The sequence below is a fragment of the Corynebacterium bovis DSM 20582 = CIP 54.80 genome, assembly GCF_030408615.1.
Classification (GTDB): domain Bacteria; phylum Actinomycetota; class Actinomycetes; order Mycobacteriales; family Mycobacteriaceae; genus Corynebacterium; species Corynebacterium bovis.
In genome coordinates this window covers 1,056,398-1,080,758 of sequence record NZ_CP047187.1, presented here as the reverse complement: position 1 = coordinate 1,080,758, position 24,361 = coordinate 1,056,398, and the positions used below count along the sequence as shown (strand labels likewise).

General features: G+C 73.0%; 17 protein-coding genes and 2 tRNA genes. 8 read left to right on the top strand and 11 right to left on the bottom strand.

Annotation, left to right across the window (positions count from 1 at the left end):
• Nucleotides 1–38: 38 nt before the first annotated feature.
• From CBOVI_RS04270 to gltX, 4 genes are all read right to left on the bottom strand, one after another.
• Nucleotides 39–740 (bottom strand): YdhK family protein, encoded by a 702-nt coding sequence (locus CBOVI_RS04270; protein WP_083826125.1) that lies wholly within the window; start codon nucleotides 738–740, stop codon nucleotides 39–41.
• A gap of 347 nt (nucleotides 741–1,087) precedes the next feature.
• A tRNA-Glu gene (locus CBOVI_RS04265) sits at nucleotides 1,088–1,160 on the bottom strand.
• Between the two features lie 63 nt (nucleotides 1,161–1,223).
• A tRNA-Gln gene (locus tag CBOVI_RS04260) sits at nucleotides 1,224–1,295 on the bottom strand.
• Nucleotides 1,296–1,511: 216 nt separating this feature from the next.
• On the bottom strand, nucleotides 1,512–3,002 hold the full coding sequence (gene gltX / locus CBOVI_RS04255) for a glutamate--tRNA ligase (RefSeq protein ID WP_010273779.1): 1,491 nt from the start codon (nucleotides 3,000–3,002) through the stop codon (nucleotides 1,512–1,514).
• Between the two features lie 248 nt (nucleotides 3,003–3,250).
• Between gltX and CBOVI_RS04250 the strand changes: the two genes are divergently transcribed.
• Nucleotides 3,251–4,393 (top strand): isochorismate synthase, encoded by a 1,143-nt coding sequence (locus CBOVI_RS04250; protein ID WP_010273776.1) that lies wholly within the window; start codon nucleotides 3,251–3,253, stop codon nucleotides 4,391–4,393.
• Nucleotides 4,394–4,564: 171 nt separating this feature from the next.
• Here CBOVI_RS04250 and CBOVI_RS04245 read toward each other — a convergent pair whose 3' ends face one another.
• Nucleotides 4,565–5,371, bottom strand: a complete 807-nt coding sequence (locus CBOVI_RS04245; protein WP_029158055.1) for a fumarylacetoacetate hydrolase family protein — start codon at nucleotides 5,369–5,371, stop codon at nucleotides 4,565–4,567.
• Between the two features lie 231 nt (nucleotides 5,372–5,602).
• Between CBOVI_RS04245 and CBOVI_RS04240 the strand changes: the two genes are divergently transcribed.
• The 3 genes from CBOVI_RS04240 (at nucleotide 5,603) to CBOVI_RS04230 (ending at nucleotide 11,664) form a co-directional block, all read left to right on the top strand.
• Nucleotides 5,603–7,402, top strand: coding sequence for an alkaline phosphatase D family protein (locus CBOVI_RS04240; protein WP_010273772.1), 1,800 nt, complete (start codon nucleotides 5,603–5,605; stop codon nucleotides 7,400–7,402).
• Between the two features lie 294 nt (nucleotides 7,403–7,696).
• Nucleotides 7,697–9,841, top strand: a complete 2,145-nt coding sequence (locus CBOVI_RS04235; protein ID WP_125187190.1) for an oxidoreductase — start codon at nucleotides 7,697–7,699, stop codon at nucleotides 9,839–9,841.
• A gap of 317 nt (nucleotides 9,842–10,158) precedes the next feature.
• Nucleotides 10,159–11,664 carry a hypothetical protein gene (locus CBOVI_RS04230; RefSeq protein ID WP_043363257.1) on the top strand — a complete coding sequence of 502 codons (1,506 nt, stop codon included), beginning with the start codon at nucleotides 10,159–10,161 and terminating at the stop codon, nucleotides 11,662–11,664.
• Between the two features lie 126 nt (nucleotides 11,665–11,790).
• On the opposite strand, the gene CBOVI_RS04225 is transcribed toward CBOVI_RS04230, so the two are convergent.
• A complete protein-coding gene (locus CBOVI_RS04225; RefSeq protein WP_010273769.1) occupies nucleotides 11,791–12,843 on the bottom strand; it encodes a 3-isopropylmalate dehydrogenase in 1,053 nt (350 codons plus the stop codon).
• A 395-nt stretch (nucleotides 12,844–13,238) separates the two neighbouring features.
• Here CBOVI_RS04225 and efeU point away from each other — a divergent pair, with 395 nt between their 5' ends.
• From efeU to CBOVI_RS04205, 4 genes are all read left to right on the top strand, one after another.
• Nucleotides 13,239–14,099: an iron uptake transporter permease EfeU gene (gene efeU / locus CBOVI_RS04220; RefSeq protein ID WP_010267887.1), complete on the top strand. Its 861-nt coding sequence runs from the start codon at nucleotides 13,239–13,241 to the stop codon at nucleotides 14,097–14,099.
• Between the two features lie 54 nt (nucleotides 14,100–14,153).
• Nucleotides 14,154–15,308 carry an iron uptake system protein EfeO gene (gene efeO / locus CBOVI_RS04215; RefSeq protein WP_010267882.1) on the top strand — a complete coding sequence of 385 codons (1,155 nt, stop codon included), beginning with the start codon at nucleotides 14,154–14,156 and terminating at the stop codon, nucleotides 15,306–15,308.
• A gap of 183 nt (nucleotides 15,309–15,491) precedes the next feature.
• Nucleotides 15,492–16,910, top strand: a complete 1,419-nt coding sequence (gene efeB / locus CBOVI_RS04210; RefSeq protein WP_010267878.1) for an iron uptake transporter deferrochelatase/peroxidase subunit — start codon at nucleotides 15,492–15,494, stop codon at nucleotides 16,908–16,910.
• A 155-nt stretch (nucleotides 16,911–17,065) separates the two neighbouring features.
• Nucleotides 17,066–18,109 (top strand): HoxN/HupN/NixA family nickel/cobalt transporter, encoded by a 1,044-nt coding sequence (locus tag CBOVI_RS04205; RefSeq protein WP_125186656.1) that lies wholly within the window; start codon nucleotides 17,066–17,068, stop codon nucleotides 18,107–18,109.
• 143 nt (nucleotides 18,110–18,252) lie between these two features.
• On the opposite strand, the gene serA is transcribed toward CBOVI_RS04205, so the two are convergent.
• The 5 genes from serA to CBOVI_RS04180 form a co-directional block, all read right to left on the bottom strand.
• The gene (gene serA, locus CBOVI_RS04200) at nucleotides 18,253–19,848 is read right to left on the bottom strand and encodes a phosphoglycerate dehydrogenase (RefSeq protein WP_010268010.1); all 1,596 of its coding nucleotides are present in this window, start codon (nucleotides 19,846–19,848) and stop codon (nucleotides 18,253–18,255) included.
• A 275-nt stretch (nucleotides 19,849–20,123) separates the two neighbouring features.
• Nucleotides 20,124–21,203 carry a GTP-binding protein gene (locus CBOVI_RS04195; protein ID WP_010268009.1) on the bottom strand — a complete coding sequence of 360 codons (1,080 nt, stop codon included), beginning with the start codon at nucleotides 21,201–21,203 and terminating at the stop codon, nucleotides 20,124–20,126.
• A 47-nt stretch (nucleotides 21,204–21,250) separates the two neighbouring features.
• Entirely contained in the window at nucleotides 21,251–22,375 is a 1,125-nt protein-coding gene (locus CBOVI_RS04190) for a cation diffusion facilitator family transporter (protein ID WP_010268008.1), read from the bottom strand.
• Between the two features lie 235 nt (nucleotides 22,376–22,610).
• A complete protein-coding gene (locus CBOVI_RS04185) occupies nucleotides 22,611–23,723 on the bottom strand; it encodes an acyl-CoA dehydrogenase family protein (RefSeq protein WP_010268007.1) in 1,113 nt (370 codons plus the stop codon).
• Nucleotides 23,724–23,770: 47 nt separating this feature from the next.
• Entirely contained in the window at nucleotides 23,771–24,319 is a 549-nt protein-coding gene (locus CBOVI_RS04180; protein ID WP_010268006.1) for an OsmC family protein, read from the bottom strand.
• Nucleotides 24,320–24,361: the final 42 nt, after the last annotated feature.

Genomic DNA, 24,361 nt, shown 5'->3' with positions numbered 1-24,361 from the left:
GCCGTCCTAATCCCCAGGTCAGAGGCAGATTCTCCCGGTCAGGACCGGGGCTCCATCTCGTCCTCCACGACCCACTTGTGGTTGCGCACGGTCATCCCCGCGACCGTGTAGTCGACCATGTAGACGGTCTGCTTCGTCGACGACGCGACCGTGCCGTGCGCCCCCTTCATCCCGTCCATGTGGTCGGCGAGGATGGTGATCTCCCCTCCGTCCGGGACCGGGTTCGCCGAGGGGTTCTCCAGCTCCTCCTGGACGACCCACTTGTGGTCGACGACGGGGTCCCCTCCGCCCACGGGCGTGTAGTTGACGGCGTACGTCGTCGTGTCGAAGGCCCCGACGACCGTCGCCTCCGATTCCGCCATCCCCTCCATGTGCTCGGCGGTGAGCGTGACCTTCGAGCCCACCGGGTAGCGGGGCGACGCGGCCGGCCGGATGCCGGCGGGAGCCGGACCGCCGTCCATCCGGTGGTCCATCTCCCCCATGCCGTCCATGCCGTCCATCCCGCTCATGCCGTCCGCGCCCTGCGCGTCGCCCGTCGTCCCCGCAGCGGCGGAGGTCGCCGCCGCGGACGTCCCGGCCGCGGAGGAGGTGGCGTCGTCACCCCCGGAACAGGCGGCGAGCGTGACGACCGCCCCCACCGCGACAGCCCCCGCCGTCACCCGACGCCACCCGGACGACGCCCCTGCCGTCCTCCCGTCCGTCGTCGTGGCCGTGCCCTGACCTGACCGGCTGTGTGCCATGTTTCCTCGGTCCTTTCCGGTGCCGCACGCCTCGTGGTCGGCGGCCCCGCGTTGTTGATGCTCGGTCGCAGCACACGCGGCTACCGTGCGCAGCGGCCGCTCGGGGCCCGGGCGCGCACCATCCGCGCGGTGCCGTGCGCGCCCGGCGGGGCGGGTCACCCACCCCGGTCCCCCGGACCGTGTCGGTCCGGGCGCCGGCGCACACCTCGACCATGGTACCCCCTAGGGGTATCCCGGGCGTCTCCGGGGCTGCACCCGGGGAGCCCCGGCGGGGGCGGCCAGCCCCGGTGACCCGGCACGCACGACAAAGCCCCCACCGACAGTGTCGGTGAGGGCGTTGCCAGATGTACCCCGTACGGGATTTGAACCCGTGTTACCGGCGTGAGAGGCCGGCGTCCTAGGCCGCTAGACGAACGGGGCAGGATTTCGTGATGGATCGCCACCATAACGGGGAACGAAGCACTCCCCGTCCGGTGATATCCGCTGGCCTACCAGGACTCGAACCTAGAATGACGGTACCAGAAACCGTTGTGTTGCCAATTACACCATAGGCCATTCGTTGTACCGGCCGTGCGGCCGTTCAACGAGGCATACTATAACCAGACCGCCGAATCACTGGCAAATCCCAAGGTCACCCAGGTGTTCGCGCCTGTCACACCGTCCCCGGCACCAGGGCCGGCGCGGCCCGGAGACGCGGCCCCGGACGCGTGACCCGGTGGGGTGACCCGGCGGCGTGGCCCCGGAGGCGGGGCTCCGCCGCCGGAGGGGCCGTCACTCCCCGTCGGTGTACGGGGTCACGGCCAGCGCCGCGTGGAGCCGGGCGAGGGTCGACGCCTTGCCGAGCAGCTCCATCGACTCGAACAGGGGCGGCGACACGGCCGCCCCGCTCACGGCGACGCGCAGCGCGCCGAAGGCCTTCCGCGGCTTCAGCTCCATCCCGTCGATGAGCCGCGTCGTCAGCGCCGACTGGATCGCGTCCGTGAGGAACTCGTCCTCCGGCAGGGCCTCCAGCTCCTCGACGGCGGCGGTGAGGACCTCGGCGGCATCCTCCTTGAGGTTCTTCCGCGCCGCCTTCGGGTCGAGGTCGAGCTCGTTGTCCGGGGTGACGAGGAACCGCAGCAGCCCGTCGGCGTCACCGAGCGTCTTGATGCGCGTCTGGACGAGCTCCGCCGCGAAGGAGAACTTCTCCGCCGGGTAGTCCGCCGGGAAGTCCCGGTACTCCTCGAGGTAGGACCGCAGCCGACCGGTGAAGTCGGGCAGCTCGAGCATCCTGATGTGGTCGGCGTTGATCGCCTCGAGCTTCTTCTGGTCGAAGCGCGCGGGGTTCGGCTTGACGTCGGCGACGTCGAACTCGCGGATGAGTTCGTCGACCCCGAAGATGTCCCGGTCCGCGGACAGCGACCATCCCAGCAGGGAGAGGTAGTTGATCATGCCCTCGGGGATGATCCCCGCCTCACGGTGGTTGAACAGGTCGGACTCCGGGTCCCGCTTGGACAGCTTCCGGTTCCCCTCCCCCATGACGAACGGGAGGTGACCGAAGACCGGGACCGACTCCGCGACACCGATCCGCTGCAGCGCCTCGTACAGGGCGATCTGCCGGGGGGTCGACGGCAGCAGGTCCTCGCCGCGCAGCACGTGGGTGATGCGCATGAGGGCGTCGTCGACGGGGTTGACGAGCGTGTACAGCGGCTGACCGTTCGACCGGGCGACGACGAAGTCCGGCTGGGTCGCGCCGTCGACCTCCATGTCCCGCCGCACGAGGTCGTGCCACCGCCAGGTCTTCTCCGGCATCCGCAGCCGCCACACCGGCGAGCGGCCCTCGGCCTCGAAGGCCGCGATCTGCTCGGCGGTGAGGTCCCGGTCCGCGTTGTCGTAGCCGAGCTTCGGGTCCCGGCCCGCCGCCCGGTGCCGCTCCTCGACCTCCTCGGCCGTCGAGTACGACGGGTAGATCTCCCCCGCCTCCTTCAGCCGGGACAGGACATCCTGGTAGATCGCGCCACGCTGCGACTGCCGGTACGGGCCGTGGTCGCCGCCGACCTCGCGGACCCCCTCGTCCCAGTCCAGGCCGAGCCACCGGAGGGACTCGACGATCGCCTCGTAGGACTCCTCACTGTCCCGGGCGGCGTCGGTGTCTTCGATGCGGAACACGAGGCTTCCCCCGGTGTGCCGGGCGTACGCCCAGTTGAACAGGGCGGTGCGGACCAGGCCGACGTGCGGGGTACCGGTCGGGGACGGGCAGAATCGGACGCGAACGTGAGTCATGCCCCTCATGCTATCGTCCGCGCCGCCGCGGGCCCCGGTCAGCCGGGCCGGCGGGAGGTGGGCCGGAGGACATGGGCCGCGGGACGTGGGCCGGCGGGAGGTGGGCCGGCGGGAGGTGGGCCGGGGGCGTGACCCGGGCGCGTGGGCGGCGCACGCGGTGGGGGCGCAGCGTCGACACCCCACGGACGCACGGCGGAGATGACCAGAGGATTCGGTGTCGCAGCCCCCTCTGGGTACGGTGGATCCCCGTGAGCATTCCCCGGCGTCCCGCCACCGCACCTGACTTTCTCCTGTCACGTGCGACCGGCAGCATACGCACGCAGGGGACCCGCACCACGTTCCCCGACGCCTTCGAGGCCGCCACCGCCCTCCGCAACGGTGACGTCGACCTCGTCGTCGGCGCGGTCCCCTTCGACACGTCGCTGCGCGCGGCCCTCGTCGAACCTGAACGTGTCATCACCTCCGAGGGGCCGCTGGAGCCCCCGGCGTTCTTCCGCGGCCGCGAGGTCGCCGAACAACTCGAGGTCGCCGACGTCACGCCGTTGACGACCCCCCAGGAACACCAGGCGAACGTCGCCGCCGCGCTCCGCACCATCGGCCGGACGACACTGGAGAAGGTCGTCCTCGCCCGCGCCGTCGACGTCACCTACGCGCGGGAGTTCGACCCGCTCCTCGTCGCCGCGCGGATGATCGACCTCTCCGCCGCCTGCGACGGTTACGCGATGGACCTCGGTGCGACGGGCCACTCCGACGACGCCGGCACGATGTTCATGGGGTCGTCCCCCGAGATGCTCATCCGCCGCCAGGGGCGCACGGTGACCGCCCTGCCGCTGGCCGGGTCGGCACCCACCGTGCCCGACCCCGTCGAGAACCGTCGGATCGGCGAGGCCCTCCGGGGGTCGACGAAGGACCTCCGCGAGCACCGGTACGTCGTCGACCACTACCGCCGCATCCTCGGCGGGGTGTGCAGCAGCCTCTCCATCCCCGACCGGCCCGGGCTGACGGAGACGAACGAGATGTGGCACCTGGGCACGCCGGTGCGGGGCACGTTGCGGGACGACGGCTTCTCCGCGCTCGACCTCGCGCTCATGCTGCACCCGACCCCCGCCGTCGGCGGCACCCCGACCGACGACGCGCTCGGGATCATCAACCAGATCGAGCACCCGCGCCGGTTCTACGCGGGGTTCGTCGGCTGGTGCGACAGCTCCGGCGACGGGGAGTACATGGTGTCCCTCCGCGGCTGCGAGATCGGCGGGCAGGTCGCCCGGGCGTGGGCGGGCGGCGGCATCGTCGCCTGGTCCTCGCCCGGGGCCGAGGCGGCGGAGACGACGGCGAAGTTCCAGACCGCCCTCCGCGCGCTCAACGTGCCCGCGGCCATGCGCTCGGTGTGAGCGGGGCGCGCGGGGTGTGAGCGGGGCCGACGGGGCTCGCCCGGTGTGGGCGGGGTGTGGGCGGGATGCGCTCGGTGCGACCGGGCCCACGGAGGCGTGAGCTGGGCCGACGGGGCGCCAGCGCAGTTCACGGGGTGGGACGGGCGGCCGGGGTCACCGGGCCGCCGTCGGTCAGTACCCGGTGACGGGGTTCGCGAGCGTCCCGAGCCCCGGGATCTCGATCGCGATCCGGTCGCCGGGCACCATCTCCGCGGTCCCGGCCGGTGACCCGGTGCAGATGACGTCGCCGGGCAGGAGGGTGAACGCCGAGCTGACCCACTCGACGATCTCCGGGATGTCCTTGATCATCTGGTCCGAGTTCGAGTCCTGCTTGGTCTCGGTGTCGCCGTCGTGCGTGAGGTGCGCCTTGATCGGCAGGTTGTCGATGTCGAGGGAGTCGACGGCCGTCTCGATCCACGGGCCGAGGGGGCAGAAGCTGTCCAGGCCCTTCGCCCGCGCCCACTGCCCGTCGGCGAACTGGAGGTCACGGGACGAGACGTCGTTGACGATGGTGAAGCCGAGGACGACGTCCTTCCAGTTCTGCCGCTTGACGTCCTTGCAGGGCTTGCCGATGACGATGGCCAGCTCACCCTCGAACTCCACCCGCGTCGCCCACTCCGGGATGCGGATGGGCGCCTCCGGGCCGATGACGGCTGTCGGGGGCTTGAGGAAGATCGTCGGCGGGAGGTGCTCGGCGCCCTTCTTGAAGACCTCCTCGACGTGGTCGGCGTAGTTCCGGCCGACGGCGACGACCTTCGAGGGCAGGATCGGCGACAGCAGCCGGACGTCGGAGACGGGCCAGCTCCGGCCGGTGAAGTCCGGGTCACCGAAGGGGTGGCCGCTGATCTCACGGCAGGTGGCGCCGTCCCCGTCGGGCAGTCCGCCCTCGAGCACGGCGAAACACATACCTTCGGGATGGGCAATACGGGCGATACGCATGGTCCGTGACATTACCGGCGATGCCGCGTCCGTGCGTCACCGCGCCCCCGGAGCGGAAGGGTCGGCGGCCCGTCCTGTCTGCCGGACACCCCGGATTCACTGTGCGTTCACGCCGCGGGGCTACCGTCCGGGGACGACGGCCGCCCCCGCGCGCGGACGTCCCCACACCGACTCCACACTGCTCCCGGACACCGTTCCCGGACACCGCCCCCTCCCCGAGGACACGCCATCATGACCGACCAGACGCCCTCCTCCGCGACCGCACCGACCACCGGCAGCGCACCCGCCGCCACGACCACCTCGGCCACCGTGACCGGACCGACCGAGACGACCGACACCACCGACACGACCGTCCCCACCACCGCCACATCCGCACCGTCCGCCACAGGGCCCGCGTCCACACCTCCGACGACTGCACCGTCCCCCGTCCGGCCCCTGACCCGCCGCGCCCTCCTCACCGGCCTCGGCGCCGGGGCCGGACTCGTCGCCGCCGCGGGGACCGCCCAGGCGCTCGGGCTGCCCCTCGGCTCCCTCGCCGGGTCGTCCGTCGGCTCCTCCCGGGGCCCGGCCGCCGGGCTGCTCCCGGACCGCCCGTCGGTCACGCACGGCGTGGCCAGCGGCGACGTCTCCGCCGACGGGGCGCTCATCTGGGCCCGCGCCGACCGCCCGGCGCGGATGATCGTCGAGACCTCGGCGGACCCGTCGTTCTCGCGCACCCGGGTCTTCCGCGGCCGGGACGTCCTCGGCCCGGGCTCGGACGGCACGGGGCGGCTGCGGGTCGCCGGGCTGCGCCCGGGACGGGACCGGGACGTCCACTACCGCGTCATCCTCGAGGACGCGGAGACCGGGCTGCGGTCGGACCCGGTGACGGGCGTGTTCCGCACCGCGCCGACGACCCCGTCCACCGTCCGCATCCACTGGTCCGGTGACGTCGCCGGCCAGGGCTTCGGCATCAACCCGGACGTCGGCGGGATGTTCTGCTGGTCGACGATGGCCGACCGCTCCCCGGACCTGTTCATCCACTCGGGCGACACGGTGTACGCGGACGGCCCGATCGGGGACTCCACGACGCTGCCGGACGGCCGGGTGTGGCGCAACGTCACGACCGAGGCGAAGTCGGCCGTCGCCCAGACCCTCGACCAGTTCCGCGGCCAGCACGCGTACAACCTCCTCGACGACAACTACCGGCGGTTCAACTCCCGCGTCGCCCAGGTCGTGCAGTGGGACGACCACGAGACGGTGAACAACTGGTACCCGGGTGAGGTGCTGGACAACCCGGCGTACACGGTGCGCGACGTCGACACCCTCGCGGCGCGGGGGTTCCAGGCGTTCCACGAGTGGCAGCCGCTCGACCGGCGGCGCGCGGTCGACGGCCGGGTGTACCGGCGGATCGCGTACGGCCCGCTGGTCGACGTCTTCGTCCTCGACATGCGCAGCTACAAGGACGCCAACCCGTTGACGAGCCCGACGGCCACCGCGCCCGGGCACATCCTCGGCGACGCGCAGACGGAGTGGCTCATCCGCGAGGTCAACGCCTCGACGGCGACGTGGAAGCTCATCGCCAACGACCTCCCGCTGGGCATCGTCGTCCCCGACGGCGAGTCCGACCGCGAGGGTGTGGCGAACGGCGGGCCCGGCGCGCCCGTCGGCCGGGAGGCGGAGATCGGCCGGGTGCTGTCGGGCATCCGGGACGTGCCGAACGTGGTGTGGCTGACGGCGGACGTGCACTACACCGCGGCGCACCACTACTCGCCGGACCGGGCGGCCTTCCAGGACTTCTCCCCGTTCTGGGAGTTCGTCTCCGGGCCGCTCAACGCCGGCGGGTTCGGGCCGAACGACATGGACCCGACGTTCGGCCCGGAGGTGGTGTACGTCCACGCGCCGGGGAAGGACCACGCGAACTCGTCGCCGTTGGACGACTTCCAGCACTTCGGCGAGATCGAGGTCGACGGCGACAGCCGGGAGCTCACCGTGCGCCTGTTCACGACCCGGGGCACGGAACTGTGGGGGACGACGCTGCGACCCCGGTGAACGTCGGCCGCCGCGGGGTCGGTCGGGCGTCTTGCGGTGCCATTCTGACGGGCAATAACGTGAGTCAGACCACACTGCGCGGGGATCGCGCGGTCGCGGGCGCCGCGGCGACGTCCGTCGTCGCCCCCTCCTGACCGGTCCTCCGCGGCGACGACCCGGGCCCTGACCGGCCCTCCCGAGAGAAGAGCAGGAGCCGTCATGACCGACGTGTCCGACCGGTCCGGCGCAGCCGGTGACCCCGCCGACCCCGGCGGGTCCACCGCCCCCGGCGCGGGGTCCGTCCCGTACCCCCACATGTTCCGCCCCCTGGACATCAACGGGATGCGCCTGCCCAACCGGACCGTCATGGGCTCGATGCACACGGGCCTCGAGGACCGCCTGTGGGACGCCGACGCGCTCGGCGCGTTCATGGCGGAGCGGGCGCGCGGGGGCGTCGGCCTCATCGTCACCGGCGGCATCGCCCCGAGCCGCACCGGGCAGCTCCTCCCCTTCGCGGCGAAGATGACCAACGGCGTCGACGTCCGGCACCACCGTCGGGTCACCTCCGCGGTGCACGCCGCCGGGGGGCGCGTGTGCATGCAGATCCTCCACGCCGGGCGCTACGGGGCCACCCCGCTCAAGGTCGCCCCCGGCAGTGAGCCGTCTCCCATCCACCCGTTCCGGCACCTGCGGATGACCGACGGGATGATCCGGCACGTCATCCGCAGCTACGGGCGGGCGGCGGCGCTCGCCCGGGAGGCCGGCTACGACGCCGTGGAGATCATGGGCGGCGAGGGGTACCTCGTCAACCAGTTCCTCTGCCCGCGGACGAACGACCGGACCGACGGCTGGGGCGGGTCGACGCGCAACCGCCAGCGGTTCCTCGTCGAGGTCATCGACGAGATCCGCCGGTGCGTGCCCGCGGACTTCCCGGTGCTGCTGCGGCAGTCCGTCGCCGACCTCGTCGAGGGCGGGCAGACGTGGGACGAGGTCGCCCTCATGGCCCGCCGGGCCGAGGCGCACGGCGTCGACGCGATCAACACGGACATCGGCTGGCACGAGGCGACCGTCCCGACGATCGTCACGTCCGTCCCGCGGGCGGCGTTCGTCCGGTTCACCGAGCGGCTGCGCGACGAGGTGGACATCCCGCTCATCGCCTCCAACCGGATCAACACCCCGGAGGTGGCCGAGGAGATCCTCGCCCGCGGGCTCGTCGACGCCGTGTCGATGGCCCGCCCGCTGCTCGCGGACCCGGCGTTCGTCGACAAGGCCCGGGAGGGGCGGGCCGACGAGATCAACACGTGTATCGCGTGCAACCAGGCGTGCCTCGACCACGCGTTCGTCGGGAAGAAGGTGTCGTGCCTCGTCAACCCGCGGGCCGGGCGGGAGACGACGCTCACCCTCACCCCGGCCCGGCGGCCGCGCACGGTGGTCGTCGTCGGTGCCGGGCCCGCCGGGCTCGCCGCGGCGGTGACGGCGGCGGAGTGCGGGCACCGGGTGCACCTCGTGGAGGCCGGGGAGGACATCGGGGGCCAGTTCTCGCTCGCCGCCCGGATCCCCGGCAAGGAGGAGTTCGCCGAGACGCTGCGGTACTTCCGCCGGCGGCTCGACGTGCTCGGGGTGACGGTCACGCTCGGCCGGCGGCTGACCGGGGACGACGTCGCGCGGTGGGGTGAGGCGACGGGCGCGGTCGGCACGGCAGGCGCGGCGGGCACAGAGGCCGGGGCCGGCACGGCGGGCACCGGCGCGACGGGCACGGCGACCCCGGCCGACCGGGACGACGCACTCCCCGCGACGGTCGACCACGTCATCGTCGCCACCGGGGTCACGCCCCGGGTCCCCTCCATCCCGGGGGTCGACCACCCCCGCGTCATGACGTACGCGGACTGCGTCGCGGGCGTCCGCGAACCCGGCCGCTCGGTCGCGGTGCTCGGGGCCGGGGGCATCGGCTTCGACGTCGCGGAGTTCCTCACGACGGACCGGTCCCCGACCCTGGACCTCGCGGAGTGGGAGCGCGAGTGGGGCGTGACCGACGACCCCGCCGCACCCGGCGCGGTCACCCGGCCGGCGGTGTCCCCGTCCCCGCGTGACGTCGTCATGATCCAGCGCAGTCCGGGCCGGCAGGGCCGGACGCTGAACAAGACCACCGGCTGGGTGCACAAGGCGGCGGTGCGGAAGAAGGGGGTGGAGCAGATCGTCGGCGCGACGTACGACCGGATCGACGACGCCGGGCTGCACCTGTCGTTCCGGGACGACGACGGCACCGTCCGCGACCGGCGGGTCCTCGACGTCGAGTCGATCGTCCTGTGCACCGGCCAGGAACCGGTGCGGGACCTCGTCACCCCGCTCACGGAGGCCGGCGTGCCCGTGACGGTCATCGGCGGGGCGGACGTCGCGGCGGAGCTCGACGCGAAGCGGGCGATCCTCCAGGGCACGCAGGCGGCTCTCGCCGTCCACTGAGCCGGGCGCGGCGTCCACTGGGCCCGGCGCGGCGTCCACGCTCCGCCGGCGCCGGCCCCCGGACCCCGGCCCCGGCCGCACCTGCTCCACATCACGATTCGGCCACAGACGCCCGCCCGGTCGGGGTGCGGCGGACCCCGAGTCACACAGTCGTTACAGTGGTGGCTGACGGTGGTGGCCTTCGTGAGGCACCGTCACGGATGCCCGGCGCGGTGGGTCCACGGACCCGGCCCGGCACGCCGTCACCACCGACCAGAGTCCACCACCACCGACCACGGGCCGTCCGACGCCCAGGGAGCAGGAACACGACCGTGAACATGGCCCGGAACATCTCCCGCCGAGGATTTCTCGTCAGCACCGGTCTCGTCGGGGCCACCGTCGCCGCCGGCGCGCTCGTCGCCTGCTCGTCGGACGACGACGGCGCGGACGTCGAGCGCCCCTCCCCGCTGGCGGGTGCGGCCTCGCTCGACCGGACGACCGTCGTCGCCCACGACCCGACCGGGGCCCTGACGAGCGCGGCCCTCTTCGCCTCGACGCAGGTCGCGGTCGTCGTCACCGACGACACCCGCCTCGGCGACGGGGCGTCGCTCTCCCGGGACCACGGCATCCCGCTCCTCGTCGTGCCCTCCCCCGCCGACCGGGAGACCGTCGGCGCCGAGCTCGACCGGCTCTCCCCGGACCACGTCCTCGTCCTCGGGGACGAGAACGCCGTGCCCGGCGACGACGACCGGACGACGCACCCCGTCGACGGGACGACGTGGCCGGAGAAGGTCCCCACCGGCTCGACCGCGTCCCGCTCGGGTGTCGCGCTGGCGTCGACGTTCACGACCCCGGCCAGCGCCGCCACCGCGGCGGCCTCCGGTCTCCGGCTCGTGCGCACCCCGGCGGCCGACCCCCGGTCGACGGACGAGTCCATCGACGCCGTGACCGGGGCCGACGCCGACGGCTCACCCGTCGTCGCCCTCGGTGACCGGTTCGGGGACACGGACACGGTCGCCCGCCGGGTCCGCCTCGCCGGCGAGGTCTCGGAGCGCATCCCGGGCGGCGGCGGGGTCGTCTTCCCGGGGCGGCGCATGGTCGCCCTGTACGGACACCCGAGCGGCCCGGCCCTCGGCTGCCTCGGCGAACAGGACCGGGACGCCGCCGTCACCCGGGCGAAGGAGGCGGCCGACCTGTACGCCCCGCTCAGCGACGTCCCGGTCGTCCCGACGTTCGAGATCATCGCGACCGTCGCCGCGAGCGAGGCCGGGCCGTCCGGCACGTTCAGCAACTACACCGACCCCGGGGAGATCGAGCCGTGGATCGACGCCATCGTCCGCGGCGGCGGGTACGCGATCATCGACGTCCAGCCCGGCCGGGAGAAGCTGCTCACCCAGGTGCGGCACTACGAGGACCTCATCCGCCGCCCCGGCGTGGGCGTCGCCCTCGACCCCGAGTGGCGGCTCGGGCCGGGTGAGCAGCCGCTCTCCCAGGTCGGCCACGTCCCGGCCGAGGAGATCAACGAGGTCGTCGACTGGCTCGACCACCTCGTCGCCGAGGAGAAGCTCCAGCAGAAGCTGCTGATGATCCACCAGTTCCAGCTCCAGATGATCCGGGACCGCGAGCGGATGTCCGTCGGCACGGACAACGTGTGCGTCGCCGTCCACTGCGACGGCCACGGCGGCACGGACATCAAGATGGAGACGTGGAACGTCGTGCGCAAGGGCCTCGACCCGCGGATCGGGCTGGGGTGGAAGAACTTCTACGACGAGGACCAGCCGATGCTCACCCCGGAGCAGACCATGCAGGTGCGCCCCGCCCCGGACTTCGTCAGCTACCAGTGAGCCGGGCGCGCGGTCCGCGCTGAGCCGGTGTGACCCGGCCTGGTGCGGCTCGGCCCGGTGTGTGACCCGGTGCGGCTCGACCCGCTGCCACGCAGTCCGGTGTGACCCGGCCCGGCCCGGTGCGGCTCAGCCCGCGCTGACCGCGGCCGCGACCCGGTCGCCGACCTCCGCCGTCCGGACCGGCGCGTCGCCCCTCCCGGCCGCCTCGGCGAGCACGGCCTTCTCCACCCGCGCGGCGTCGTCCCCGCGGCCGAGGTGACGCAGCAGCAGCGCGACGGACAGGATCGCGGCGCACGGGTCGGCCGTCCCCGTCCCGGCGATGTCCGGGGCGGACCCGTGGACGGGCTCGAACATCGACGGGTTCGCCCCCGACGGATCGATGTTGCCCGACGCCGCGAGACCGATCCCCCCGGTCACGGCCCCGGCGAGGTCGGTGATGATGTCACCGAAGAGGTTGTCCGTGACGATGACGTCGAACCGGCCCGGGTCGGTGACCATGTGGATCGTCGCGGCGTCGATGTGGAGGTAGTCGACGGTGACGGACGGGAACTCCGGGGCCACGGCGTCGACGACCCGCTGCCACAGGCCACCGGCGTTGACCAGCACGTTCGTCTTGTGTACGAGGGTGAGGACGCCCCGCCGGGCGGCGGCGCGCGCGAAGGCGTCGCGGACGACCCGTTCGACGCCGAACCACGTGTTCTGGCTGACCTCACTGGCGACCTCGTGCACGGTCCCCTCGCGGAGGGTCCCCCCGTTGCCGCAGTAGAGCCCCTCGGTCCCCTCCCGGACGACGACGAAGTCCACGCCGCCGGCGGTGACGTCCTCCCGGAGCGGGCCGGTCGACCCCGGCAGGAGACGGGCGGGACGGAGGTTCACCGCGTGGTCGAGCCGGAACCGCAGGGGCAGGAGGAGGCCCCGTTCGAGCACGCCGGCCGGCACCTGGCGGGGGTCGCCGACGGCGCCGAGGAGGATCGCGTCGTGCTCCCGCAGGGAGGCGAGGTCGTCGTCGGTGAGCAGCTCCCCGGTGCGCAGGTAGCGCCGCGCGCCGAGGTCGAACTCCGTCGTCGAGACCGTCTCGCCGGCCCCCTCCCCGGTCGCGGTGACCGCCTCGAGCACCTTGAGCGCCTCGGCGGTGACCTCGGTCCCGATGCCGTCCCCCGGAATCACGGCGAGTTTCATGGAATGGACTCCTTCGTCTCACTCTGTTGGACAGTGCCAGAACAGTGTCAGAGTCTAGCAGGGCCTCCGGGCCCCGCCCCGCCGCCGGCCGGGGGCGGGACGGGGCCGGCGGCAGGACGCGGCGACAGCCGGCGGGGCACAGCTCCGGCGGCACGACCCCGCGCCGCCCCCGGGGGGGGGACGGGGCCGCCCCCTGCACCGGGCTCCACACCCCCGGCCCGCTCACCCGTCGGACTCCATCCTTGCTGTCCTTAGTGAGGGAAGCCTACGATGATCCAGCCCCACCTTCCCAGGCCCCGTGGGGCGGCATCCGTCGGGCATCCCCGCAGACGCCGGGCCCGGCACACACCAGGGTGCCGCCCCTCCTCACCGACCCCGGAAGGTTCGGATACCCCGTGTTCTACGCGAACGCCCTCATCGGCGTGCGGGAGGGCTTGGAGGCGACCATGGTCGTCATCATCCTCGCCGCCTACCTCACCAAGACCCGGCAACGCCGGTCACTGCCGTGGCTGTGGTCCGGCATCATCGCCGCCCTCGCCGTCACCGTCGCGGTGTTCCTCCTCATCCACTACGGGACGAAGACGCTCACCACGACCGGCCAGGAGATCATCGGCGGGGTGGCGTCACTCGTCACCGTCGCCCTCGTCTCGTGGATGCTGCTGTGGATGAAGGGCACCGGGGCGTCGATCGCCCGGGAGCTCGAGGGCCGGCTCGGCGACGCGGTCGCCGTCGGCCCGCTGGCCGTCGCCCTCGTCGCGTTCATCGCCGTCGCCCGCGAGGGCATCGAGACCGCCCTGCTGGTCTTCGACTCGTTCACCAGCTCCTTCGGCGTCCCCTTCGCGGGGCTCGCCACGGGTGTGGTCATCTCGGTCATCATCGGCGTGCTCATGTACGCCGGGGCGATCCGGGTCAACCTCGGACTGTTCTTCCGCGTGACCGGCCTCCTGCTCATCGTCGTCGCCGCCGGCATCCTCCGCTACGGCGTGACGGACCTGCAGGAGGCGAACATCCTTCCCGGGCTGCAGAGCCACGCCTTCGACCTCTCCGCGGTCATCCGGCCGGGCACGTGGTACGCGACGATCCTCGAGGGGATGTTCAACATCATCCCGCAGCCGACGGTCCTCGCGTTCATCGCCTGGCTCGCCTACCTCGTCGTCGCGTTGCCGCTGTTCCTGCGTCCGGCGCGGACGGGGTCGTCGTCGACCCCCTCCCCCGACCGGCCCGCCGCGGCCGGCACCGTGACCGCGCAGGCCTGACAGCCCGTGACCCACCCCATCCCCTTCCCGTCCACTCACACACCGGAGACCCCCATGACATCCACCGTCCACCGTTCCCGTGCCCTCCTCGCCCTGCCCGTCCTCGCGGCCGTCCCGCTCGCCCTCGTCGCGTGCGCCGACAAGGAACCCGCCGGCGGCAGCGGGTCCTTCACCGTCGCGGCGTCGGACGACGCCTGCACGGTCAGCGGCTCGTCGGGCACGACGGGCAACAACACCTTCGAGGTCACGAACTCCGGGTCGAAGGTCACCGAGTTCTACGTCTACACGCAGGGCGGACGCGTCATGGGCGAGGTCGAGAACATCGGCCCGGGCGCGACCCGCAAGCTCGTCGTCGAGCTGCCCGAGGCCGCGACGTACCGCACCGTGTGCAAGCCCGGCATGATCGGCGACGGCATCGGCAGCGACTTCACCGTCACCGGCGACCGGGTCAGCGCGGCCGACTCCGACGACACGAAGGCCGCCGCCGTGAAGAACTACCTCACCTACGTCCGCACGCAGACGTCGACGCTCGACGCCCAGGTCGGCGACTTCGTCGCGGCGATCGACGCCGGCGACGTCGCGAAGGCGAAGTCCCTCTACGGTCCGACGCGTACCGCCTACGAGCGCATCGAGCCGATCGCCGAGGCCTTCCCCGACGACCTCGACCCCCGCATCGACGCGCGCGAGGCCGACCTCGAGGACGGCCAGACGTGGACCGGCTTCCACACGATCGAGAAGCAGCTCTGGGTCGACGGCGCGATCACCGACCGCACGAAGGCGGACGCCGCCCAGCTGCAGAAGGACGTCAAGGAGCTCGTCGACGGCGTCTCCGCGTCCGACTTCACGGTCTCCCCCGCCCTCATCGCCTCCGGCGCGCAGGGGCTCCTCGACGAGATCGCCACGAGCAAGATCACCGGCGAGGAGGACACGTTCTCCCACACCGACCTGTGGGACTTCCAGGCGAACATCGACGGCTCGAAGGCCGCGATCGCCAGCCTCGAGGAGGTTCTCGACGCCCGCGACCCGCAGCTGCTCAAGGACATCAACAGCCGTTTCGCGGACGTGCAGAAGATGCTCGACGGCTACCGCTCGGGCGACGGCTTCGTCAGCTACGACACGGTCACCGAGCCGCAGCGCAAGGAGCTCAGCACGGCCCTCGACGCACTGAGTGAGCGGGTGACGAAGGTCCAGGACGTCGTGGCCCAGTAAAGCCCGGCGCGCCCGCACCCGGGGCACCCGCGGGACCCGGGACCGGGGCGCACCCGCGGGACCCGGGACCGGGGACCGGGGTGCCCCGGGAACCCGGTGCCCGCCCCACCCGCACACACCCGCACACACCCGCACACACCCGCACACACCTGCACACACCTGAGACGAAAGGGGTCACGGCGCATGACCGACGACATGGACGCCACCACCTCACAGCAGCGGCCGCCGGAGGACGGCCGCACCACCGCCGCCACCGCGGCCTCCCCGGCCACCGCCACCGCCGCCACCGGCACCGGCACGGCCCCCACCCGGGCACCCGGTGTCCCCCGTCGGCGTTTCCTCGCCGGCATGGGCGTCGGCGTCCTCGGCACCGCCGCCGTCGGGGGCGGGATCCTCGCCGCGACCGGCCGCACGGAGGACGTCGTCGCCGCCGCGGCGGGGCGTGCCACGACCCCCGACCCCGACGGCACCGTCCCCTTCCGGGGCGCCCACCAGGCCGGGGTGACGACGGCGCAGCAGGAGCACCTGCACATCGTCGCCTTTGACGTCACCTCGCGCGACCGCGCCGCCCTCCGCGACATGCTCCGCCGGTGGACGTCGATGGCCGAGCGCATGACCCGGGGTGAGACCACCGTCGACGGCGGGTCGCTCATGGGGGACGACGCCACGAACCAGCACGCCACCGACCGGACGAAGGTCCCCCAGGACACCGGTGAGGCCACCGACCTCCCCACGGCGAACCTCACCCTCACCGTCGGCTTCGGCCCGTCGCTCTTCGACGACCGTTTCGGCCTGGCCGACCGCCGCCCCCGGGAACTCACGAAGTTCCCCACGTTCCCCGGCGACCAGCTCCGCGACGACCTGTCCTACGGCGACATCGTCGTCCAGGCGTGCGCCGACGACCCGCAGGTCGCCGTGCACGCGGTGCGGAACCTCGCGCGGGCCGGCAGCGGCGTGGTGCAGGTCCGCTGGTCGCAGCTGGGGTACGGCCGGGCGTCGTCGACAAGTACGGACCAGACGACCCCCCGCAACCTCTTCGGGTTCAAGGACGGCACCCGGAACCTCAAGTCCGAGGACGGCGCGGACATCGAGCGCTTCGTCTGGGCGACCGACGACGGCTGGATGACGGGTGGCACGTACCTGTGCGCCCGGCGCATCCGGATGCTCCTCGAACTGTGGGACCGCCAGATCCTCGACGAGCAGCAGCACACGTTCGCCCGGTACAAGGGCTCGGGGGCACCGCTCGGCACCGACGACGAGTTCGCGGACGTCCCGTTCGACCTCACCCTCGGCACCGAACCCGCGGTCCCGACGGACTCGCACGTCTACCTCGCCCACCCCGACCAGCACGGCGGGGCCCGGATCCTGCGGCGGGCGTACAACTTCGTCGACGGCTCCGACTCGGTCGGGCACATCAACGGCGGGTTGTTCTTCATCGCGTTCGTCGCGAAGCCCTCCGAGACGTTCATCCCGATCCAGCTGGAGCTGTCCCGGAAGGACAAGATGAACGAGTACGTGCGCTACGAGTCCGCGGCGCTCTTCGCGTGCCCGCCCGGCCTGCGCGACGGGGAGGACTGGGGCACGGCCCTGTTCGGGGAGTGACCCCGGGCCCCGGGGGGCGCAGCCGCGCTGACCGCGCCGCAGCCGTGCTGACCGCGCCGCGCCCCCGCCGCCCGCACCCCGGGGCAGAACCTCACCAGCGTACCCGCCCGGGGCACGACGCAAACCGGAGTCTGAGAGCGTCTTATACTTCGCCCATGACAGACTCACCTGACTCCCGCGGCACGCTCCGCGGACTCTCCCCGACCGTCGTCACGGTCAACGTCATCCTCCACGTGCTCCTCGTCGCCGGCGCGGCGGCGGCCTGGGCGGCCGGCAGCCTCGGCGCCGCGGTCACCGTGGGACTGCTGCTCACCGCGTACACGCTGGGGCTGCGCCACGCCTTCGACCCGGACCACATCGCCGCGATCGACAACACCACGCGGGCACTCCAGGACAGCCGGCGCACCCCGCAGACGGTGGGGATGTTCTTCGCCCTCGGTCACTCGACGGTCGTCGTCGCCGCGGCGGCGCTCGTCGCGGTGTCCGTGGAGTGGGCCGGGCTCACGGAGGACTCGCCGGTGCGGCAGGCCCTGGGGGTGTGGGGTGCGGCGTTCTCGGGGGTGATGCTGCTGGTGCTCGCGGTGATCAACCTCGTCACGCTGCGCTCGCTGGTGCTCCGGGTCCGACGCCGCCCGGACGGGGTGGCCGGCGCGGACGCCGCCGGCGGTGCGGGCGGGACGGGGGACGAGCCGGGCCGGCCGACCGGGGCGCTCACGCGCCTGCTGGGCCCCGCCCTCCGCCGCGTGACGCGGCCGTGGCACATGTACCCGGTGGGGCTGCTGTTCGGCCTGGGGTTCGACACCGCCACGGAGGTGTCGCTGCTCATCCTCGCCGCGGGCGGGGCCGCGTCCGGCACCCCGTGGTGGGTGACGATGCTCCTGCCGCTGGCGTTCACCGCCGGCATGTCCCTCATGGACTCCGCCGACGGTGTCTTCATGTCCCGGGCGTACCGCTGGGCGTTGACCGACCCCGCGAACACGCTGCGCTACAACATCACGATGACGTCGGTGTCGGTGCTCTTCGCCGTCATCGTCGGCGTCCTGGAGCTGCTGGCCCTGGCCGGCGACCTCGGGGTCGACGCCCTGGCGTGGGCCGGGGAGGTGCCGATGGACAACGCGGGGTTCATCGTCCTCGGGCTGTTCGTGCTCATCTTCGCCGCCGCGGTCCTGCTGTGGCGGCGGCGGGCGCACCACCGCTGACCCGGCCCGGCCGGGCGGGGGCCCGGCCCGACGGGCGCGTCCGGCACCGCAGCACCGCCACTCCGGCACCGGCACCGGAGGGCCCGGCCCCCGCCCCCGTCGGAGGCGGGCCCGTCACCGGGGGTGGGCCCGCGGCAGGGACCTCAGTGGAGGTCGAGCTGCACGGCGCGGTCCGTGCCGAGCTCGGTGCGGATGCGCTCCACGAGCTCCTTCGGGATCTCCTTGTCGACGCGGAGCACCAGCGTCGCCGAGGAGTCGTCGGTGTTCTGGGACAGCGCGGCGGCGTTGATGTTGATGCCCTCGCCGCCGAGGATCGTCCCGACGGTGCCGAGCGCCCCGGGCTTGTCGCCGTAGCTGAGGAACAGGTTGCGTCCCTCGGCGCGGAGGTCGAGGCCGCGGCCGTTGATGCGGACGATCTTCTCCACCCGGTCGAGGCCGGTGAGGGCCCCGATCACGGAGACGACGGTGCCGTCCCCGGTCACGGCGCGGACCTCGAGGACCGACCGGTGGGTGACGGACTCGTCGGCGGTGGACACCGACAGGTGCACCCCGCGCTCCTCCGCGATCTGGGGGGCGTTGACGAACGTCACCTGCTCGGCGACGACGCCGGAGAACAGCCCGCGCAGCGCGGCGAGGCCGAGCGCGTCGACGGACTCGGCCGACAGCTCACCACGGGCCTCGACCTCGACCGAGGTCGCGGCACCGTCGAGGAGCGCGCCGGCGACCCGCCCGAGCTTCGTCGCCAGGCCGAGCCACAGCGCGACCTCCTCGGAGACCTTGCCGCCGGAGACGTTGACCGCGTCGGGGACGAAGTCACCGTCGAGGGCCCGGAGGACGGAGGCCGCGACGTCGGTGCCGGCCCGGTCCTGGGCCTCGACGGTCGACGCCCCGAGGTGCGGGGTGACGACGACCTGCGGGAGGCTGAACAGCGGGGAGTCCGTGCACGGCTCGGTCGAGTAGACGTCGAACCCGGCACCCCGGATCGGGCCGTCCGTGATCGCGGCGGCGAGGGCGGCCTCGTCGACGAGACCGCCACGGGCCGCGTTGATGATGATCTGGCCCTCCTTCGCCTTGGAGAGCAGCGCGGCGTCGAACATCCCCGCCGTCTCCTTGGTCTTCGGGAGGTGGATGGTGACGAAGTCCGCGCGGGAGACGAGCTCCTCGAGGCCGACGAGCTCGATGCCGAGCTGGGCGGCGCGCGCCGGGGAGACGTACGGGTCGTAGGCGATGATCTCGGTCTCGAACGCGGCGAGACGCTGGGCGAAGAGCTGCCCGATGTGGCCCAGGCCGACGATGCCGACGGTCTTGCCGAAGATCTCGACCCCCTTGAAGGAGGAGCGCTTCCACTCCCCCTCGCGGAGGGTGGCGTCCGCCGCCGGGATCTGGCGCGCGGTCGCGAGGAGCAGGGCGATGGCGTGCTCGCAGGCGGAGTGGATGTTCGACGTCGGGGCGTTGGCGACCATGACGCCGCGCGCGGTGGCGGTCTCGATGTCGACGTTGTCGAGGCCGACACCGGCACGGCCGACGATCTGGAGCTTCGGTGCCGCGGAGAGGACCTCGGCGTCCACCGTGGTGGCGGAGCGGACGAGGAGGGCGTCGGCGTCCTTGACAGCCTCGAGGAGCTCGGGGCGGTTCGGGCCGTCGACCCAGCGGACCTCGACGGAGTCACCGAGGGCGTCGACGGTGGACTGGGCGAGCTTGTCGGCGATGAGGACGACGGGACGGGAATTCTGGCTCACAGGATCTCCTGGGATGATTCGGTGTTCTCCCCGCACCGGCACGACCGCGTCGGCGCGGAGGGGCCCACGCCTGGCGACCGTGGTGCGGGCTGGAGCGGCGGTGCACCGGGATGTCCGGTGCGACGACTCCGCCGGTGTTTCTGTGCCGTGGTGCGACACGGGCTACACCGTCACCGCGGTGTGGCGTGCGACGCACACAGCATATCGTGGACGACGGACAGACGACGCGCCGCCCCGGCGCGCGGGCCGGTGACCGGCGCGGTCGGTCCGCGCGCTCAGGCCGGCTCGCCGACGAGCGCCGCCGCCTCGGCGTCGGTGAGCATCGCGTCGGTGAACCGCGTCACCGCGGCGGCGCGGTCGAAGCCCACGCCGATGAGCACGACCTCGTTGCCGGGCGTCAGGCCCGCCGCGGCCCACTGCCCCGCGGGCTGGATCGTGAGGTCCGGCCCCGCCTGGTGCCACACCTGCACCGCGTCCAGCCGGTCGGAGATCCAGCAGTACCCCTTCGACCGGACGAGTCCGGGGGTGGCGCGCAGCGCCTCGAGGAGGCGTCCGCGGTCGAAGGGCCGGTCGCCCCGGAAGACGACGGAGCTGATGCCGTACTCCTCGGTCTCCGGGTCGTGCGGGTTCTCGATCTCGTCGGTGAACCCCTGCCACGTGCGCGCGGTCGCCTCGTTGTAGAGGTGCGCGCCGAGGATGAGGTCCACGGCGGTCGTGCCGCCCCGGCTCCCGGTTGGGTCGCTGTCGATGTCGGTGACCCGGCCGTGGACGAGGGTGTCGACGCGCGCACGCGGGTTCATCCGGCGGACGAGCGCGACCGTGCGCTCCAGTTGCGCCCGGCTCACCCGGTCGGCCTTCGTGACGAAGATGCGGTCGGCGAACTCCACCTGGTCGACGAGCAGGTCGGCGACGGTGCGGTCGTCGTCGGGGCCGACGGCGACGTTCTCGTCGGCGAGCGTCCGGCGTTTCCCGATGAGGCGGAGGAACTGGACGGCGTCGACGAGGGTGACCATGGTGTCGATGGGCGCGGTGTCGGCGAGGCGGGTGCCGTCCTCCCACCGCCAGTCGAACGTCGCGGCGACGGGCATGGGCTCGGAGATGCCGGTCGACTCGATGAGGTCCTCGCGGAGGGTGCAGCAGATGCACCCGTTGGTGAGCTCGACGAACCGGTCCTCGCCGCGCGTGAGGTGGCCTTCGCCGGCGACGAGGGCGGCGTCGATGTTGACCTCGGAGAAGTCGTTGACGATGACGGCGATGCGACGTCCGTCGCGGTTGCCGAGGATGTCGTTGAGCAGCGTCGTCTTCCCGGATCCGAGGAACCCGGAGAGGATGGTGACGGGGGTCTGTGCGGTCATTCCCGGCACTCTACCCGTCTATTGGGGATTGTTTCCAATAGTGGCCGTCAGGGGTGGGCGGCGGGGCGGCCGGCCTCGTCGACACCCTCCGGGGCGTCACACCGCGCCTCCTCGTGCTCGGCGTGACCGGGGTCCTCGACCTGCACCGTCGCGTGACCGATCCCGTCGGCACGGAGCACCGCGTGGACCGCGTCGAGCATCCCGCACCCCGCGGCGGCCTCCCCGTCGCGGACCACGTGGACCGTCGCGACGAGCCCCTCCCCGTCGACGGACCACACGTGGAGGTCGTGCGCCCGCGACACCCCGGGCACCGCCTCGACCCGCCGCCGGATCCCCTCGACGTCCACCCCGGCCGGGACCTGCTCCATGAGCACCCGCCACGCCTGCCGGAACAGCGACCACGTGCGCGGCAGGATGATGAGCACGATGAGGACCGACGCCACCGTGTCCGCCGGCGTCCACCCCGTGAAGGTGATGACGAGACCCGCCACGATGACCGCGACCGACCCCAGCAGGTCGGCGAGGACATGCAGGTACGCGCCCCGGATGTTCAGCGACTCCCCCGCCGACCGGTTGAGGATCACCGCGGAGACGACGTTCGCGGCGAGACCGATGAGCGCGACGACCATCATGAGGCCGGTCTCGACCTCCACCCCCTTCCCCAGCCGCTGGAACGCCGCAACGAGGATCCACACGGAGATCGCCGCGATCGCCACGGCGTTGACGGCGGCGGCGAGCACCTCCGCCCGGCGGAAGCCGTACGTGGCCGCCGCGTTCGCGGGCCGCCGCCCGACGACGAGGGCGACGCCGGCGAGGAGGAGCCCGGCGGAGTCGGAGAACATGTGGCCGGCGTCGGCGAGGAGGGCGAGCGAGCCGGAGGCGATGCCCCCGACGACCTCGGCGACGAGGATGACCGTCGTCATGACGAGGACGACGGCGAGCGCCCGGCCCCCGCGCGGCGCGTGGCTGTGGCCGTGGCTGTGGCTGTGGCTGTGGTCGTGGTTGTGGCCGGCGTGCGCGTGGCCCGCGCCGGCGTCGTGGGCGTGGTCGTGGTTGTGGCCGGCGTGCGCGTGGCCCGCGCCGGCGTCGTGGGTGTGGCCGGGGTCGTGACTGTGACCGTCGTGGCCGGCGTCGTGCGCGGTGGCGGAGTGGTCGTGAGGAGCAGGAGACAAGGGAGGACCTCCGTCATTTTCATTAACGAACGGTCTCACTGTACGCCACCGCGCTCCGGGTGTCATGACCTCCGGACATGTGATTCACCCCGGCTGTCACCGTTTTCATTAACGACGCCGTGCCCCCGCCCCCACGACGCCGGGCCCCACCCCGGCGACGCCGTCCCCCGCCTCAACGACGCTGCCCCCCCCCGGCAAGCGGGGCCGCCGGGCGACAGGCACCGTGCCCCGCGCGTCAGGCGGAGAGGGCGCCGGCCCGCGCCCGGGCGAGCTCCCACCGCAGCTGCGACTCGGACGGCGACTGCACGGGGATGAACGCGGCCTCCCGGAACCGGCGCGACGCGGGCGAGGTCCGGGCGTACCCGGCTCCCCCGGCCACGCGCACCTCCACGCCCGCGGCGGCCACGGCGGCCTCCGCGGCGTCGAGCCGCAGCTCAAGCAGGGCGACCGCGTCGACGGTGCCCGCGGCGACCCGGCCGACGATCTCCTCCTGACGCTCGACGAGGTCCGCGACGGTCCCCCGCACCCGGTCCCAGTCCTCACGGAACGTGGCGTTGAGCCCGGTGAGCCGCGGCGCTGCGGCCGCGACGGCCGCCTCGGCGACGCCGATGCACTCGGAGATCTGGAGCAGCGCGAAGGTCGGCCGCACCCGGGCGAGGAAGGGGTGCAGGTCCGTCGTGAGGACGGCGTCGTCGGCGACGAACACGCCGTCGAGACTCACCCACGCCGACGCCGTCGCGTTGAGCCCGAGCAGCCCGAAGGGCCGGCCGAAGGTCATCCCCTCGGCGCCGGCCTCGACGACGAAGAGGATCTTCGTCGCCGTCGCGTCCCCGTCCCCGGGCGTCCCGGTCGTCGCGGCGGACACGACGACGGCGTCGTCGTAGAGGTTGGACGCCCAGTTCAGCTTCCCGCTGACGCGGTAACCGCCGTCGACCCGCTCCGCGGTGAGGTCGACCTCGCCGCACCCGGCGAAGTCCTTGAACGCCGAGGCCATGCCGGTCACCCCGGGCCGCTCGCCGGCGGCGAGGGCCGGGGCGAGCTCCGCGGCCCGGAGGCTCTCCGACGCGCGGAGGTACTCGAGGGTCATCCGCGTCGCCCACACGGTGAAGCCGACGGAGAGGTCGTACCGGGACAGCTCACGGACCGTCCGGACCATGTCGATGAGCCGGCCGTCCCGGTCCTCCGGGGCGCCGGCGTCGAGGAGGCCGGCCTCGCCCAGCAGCGGCAGGGCGTAGCGCGCGTCCGTGTCCCCGGTGTCCACCGCCTTCGCGTTCTCCGCGACGGTCGAGGCGAGCTCGGACGGCAGCGTGAGAGGGGTGAGGTCGACGGAGGCGGGGGTCTCGGGCATGGCGGTGTCCTCGGGGGGTCGGGGCGGGAGGGGCGGCAGGGGTCGGGTCAGACGAGCTCGGAGGTGAGCGTCGCCGGCCGGGTGTAGGTGTTGACCACAGGGGACCACTCGATGGCGTCCTTCTGGATCTGGTCCAGCGTCTCGCGGTCGGCGTCACCCTCGAGGTGGATCTTCACGTGCACGTCGGACACACCGGGGCGCTTGTCCGCGCCGGTGTCGCCGACACCCCACGTCGGGGAGACGTCGATCCTGCCCTCGATGTCGATCTGGATGTCCGTGAGCGTCACGCCGCGGTGGGTGGCGATCGCCTGGATGCCGACGGAGATGCAGGCGCCGAGGGCGGCCTGGGCGACCTCGGTCGGGTTCGGCGCGGAGTTGTCGCCGAGGAGCTGCGGCGGCTCGGAGACGAGGACCGGCTCGAGGTCGCGGATGCGCGTGTAGTTGCGGAAGCGGCCGTCGGCCTCGGTGTGGGTGCGCATGACCTTGCGGCCACCCTCCGGGTTCTCGACGTTCTTCGCGGCGAGGGCGGCGAGGTCCTCGGCGCTGATCGGCTCCAGCGGCTCGCCGGCGGTGTGGTTCGGGGTGAGATCGGACATGAGCGCTCCTTCAGTGGTGTGCCGTCAGTGGCGGGCCGTGGG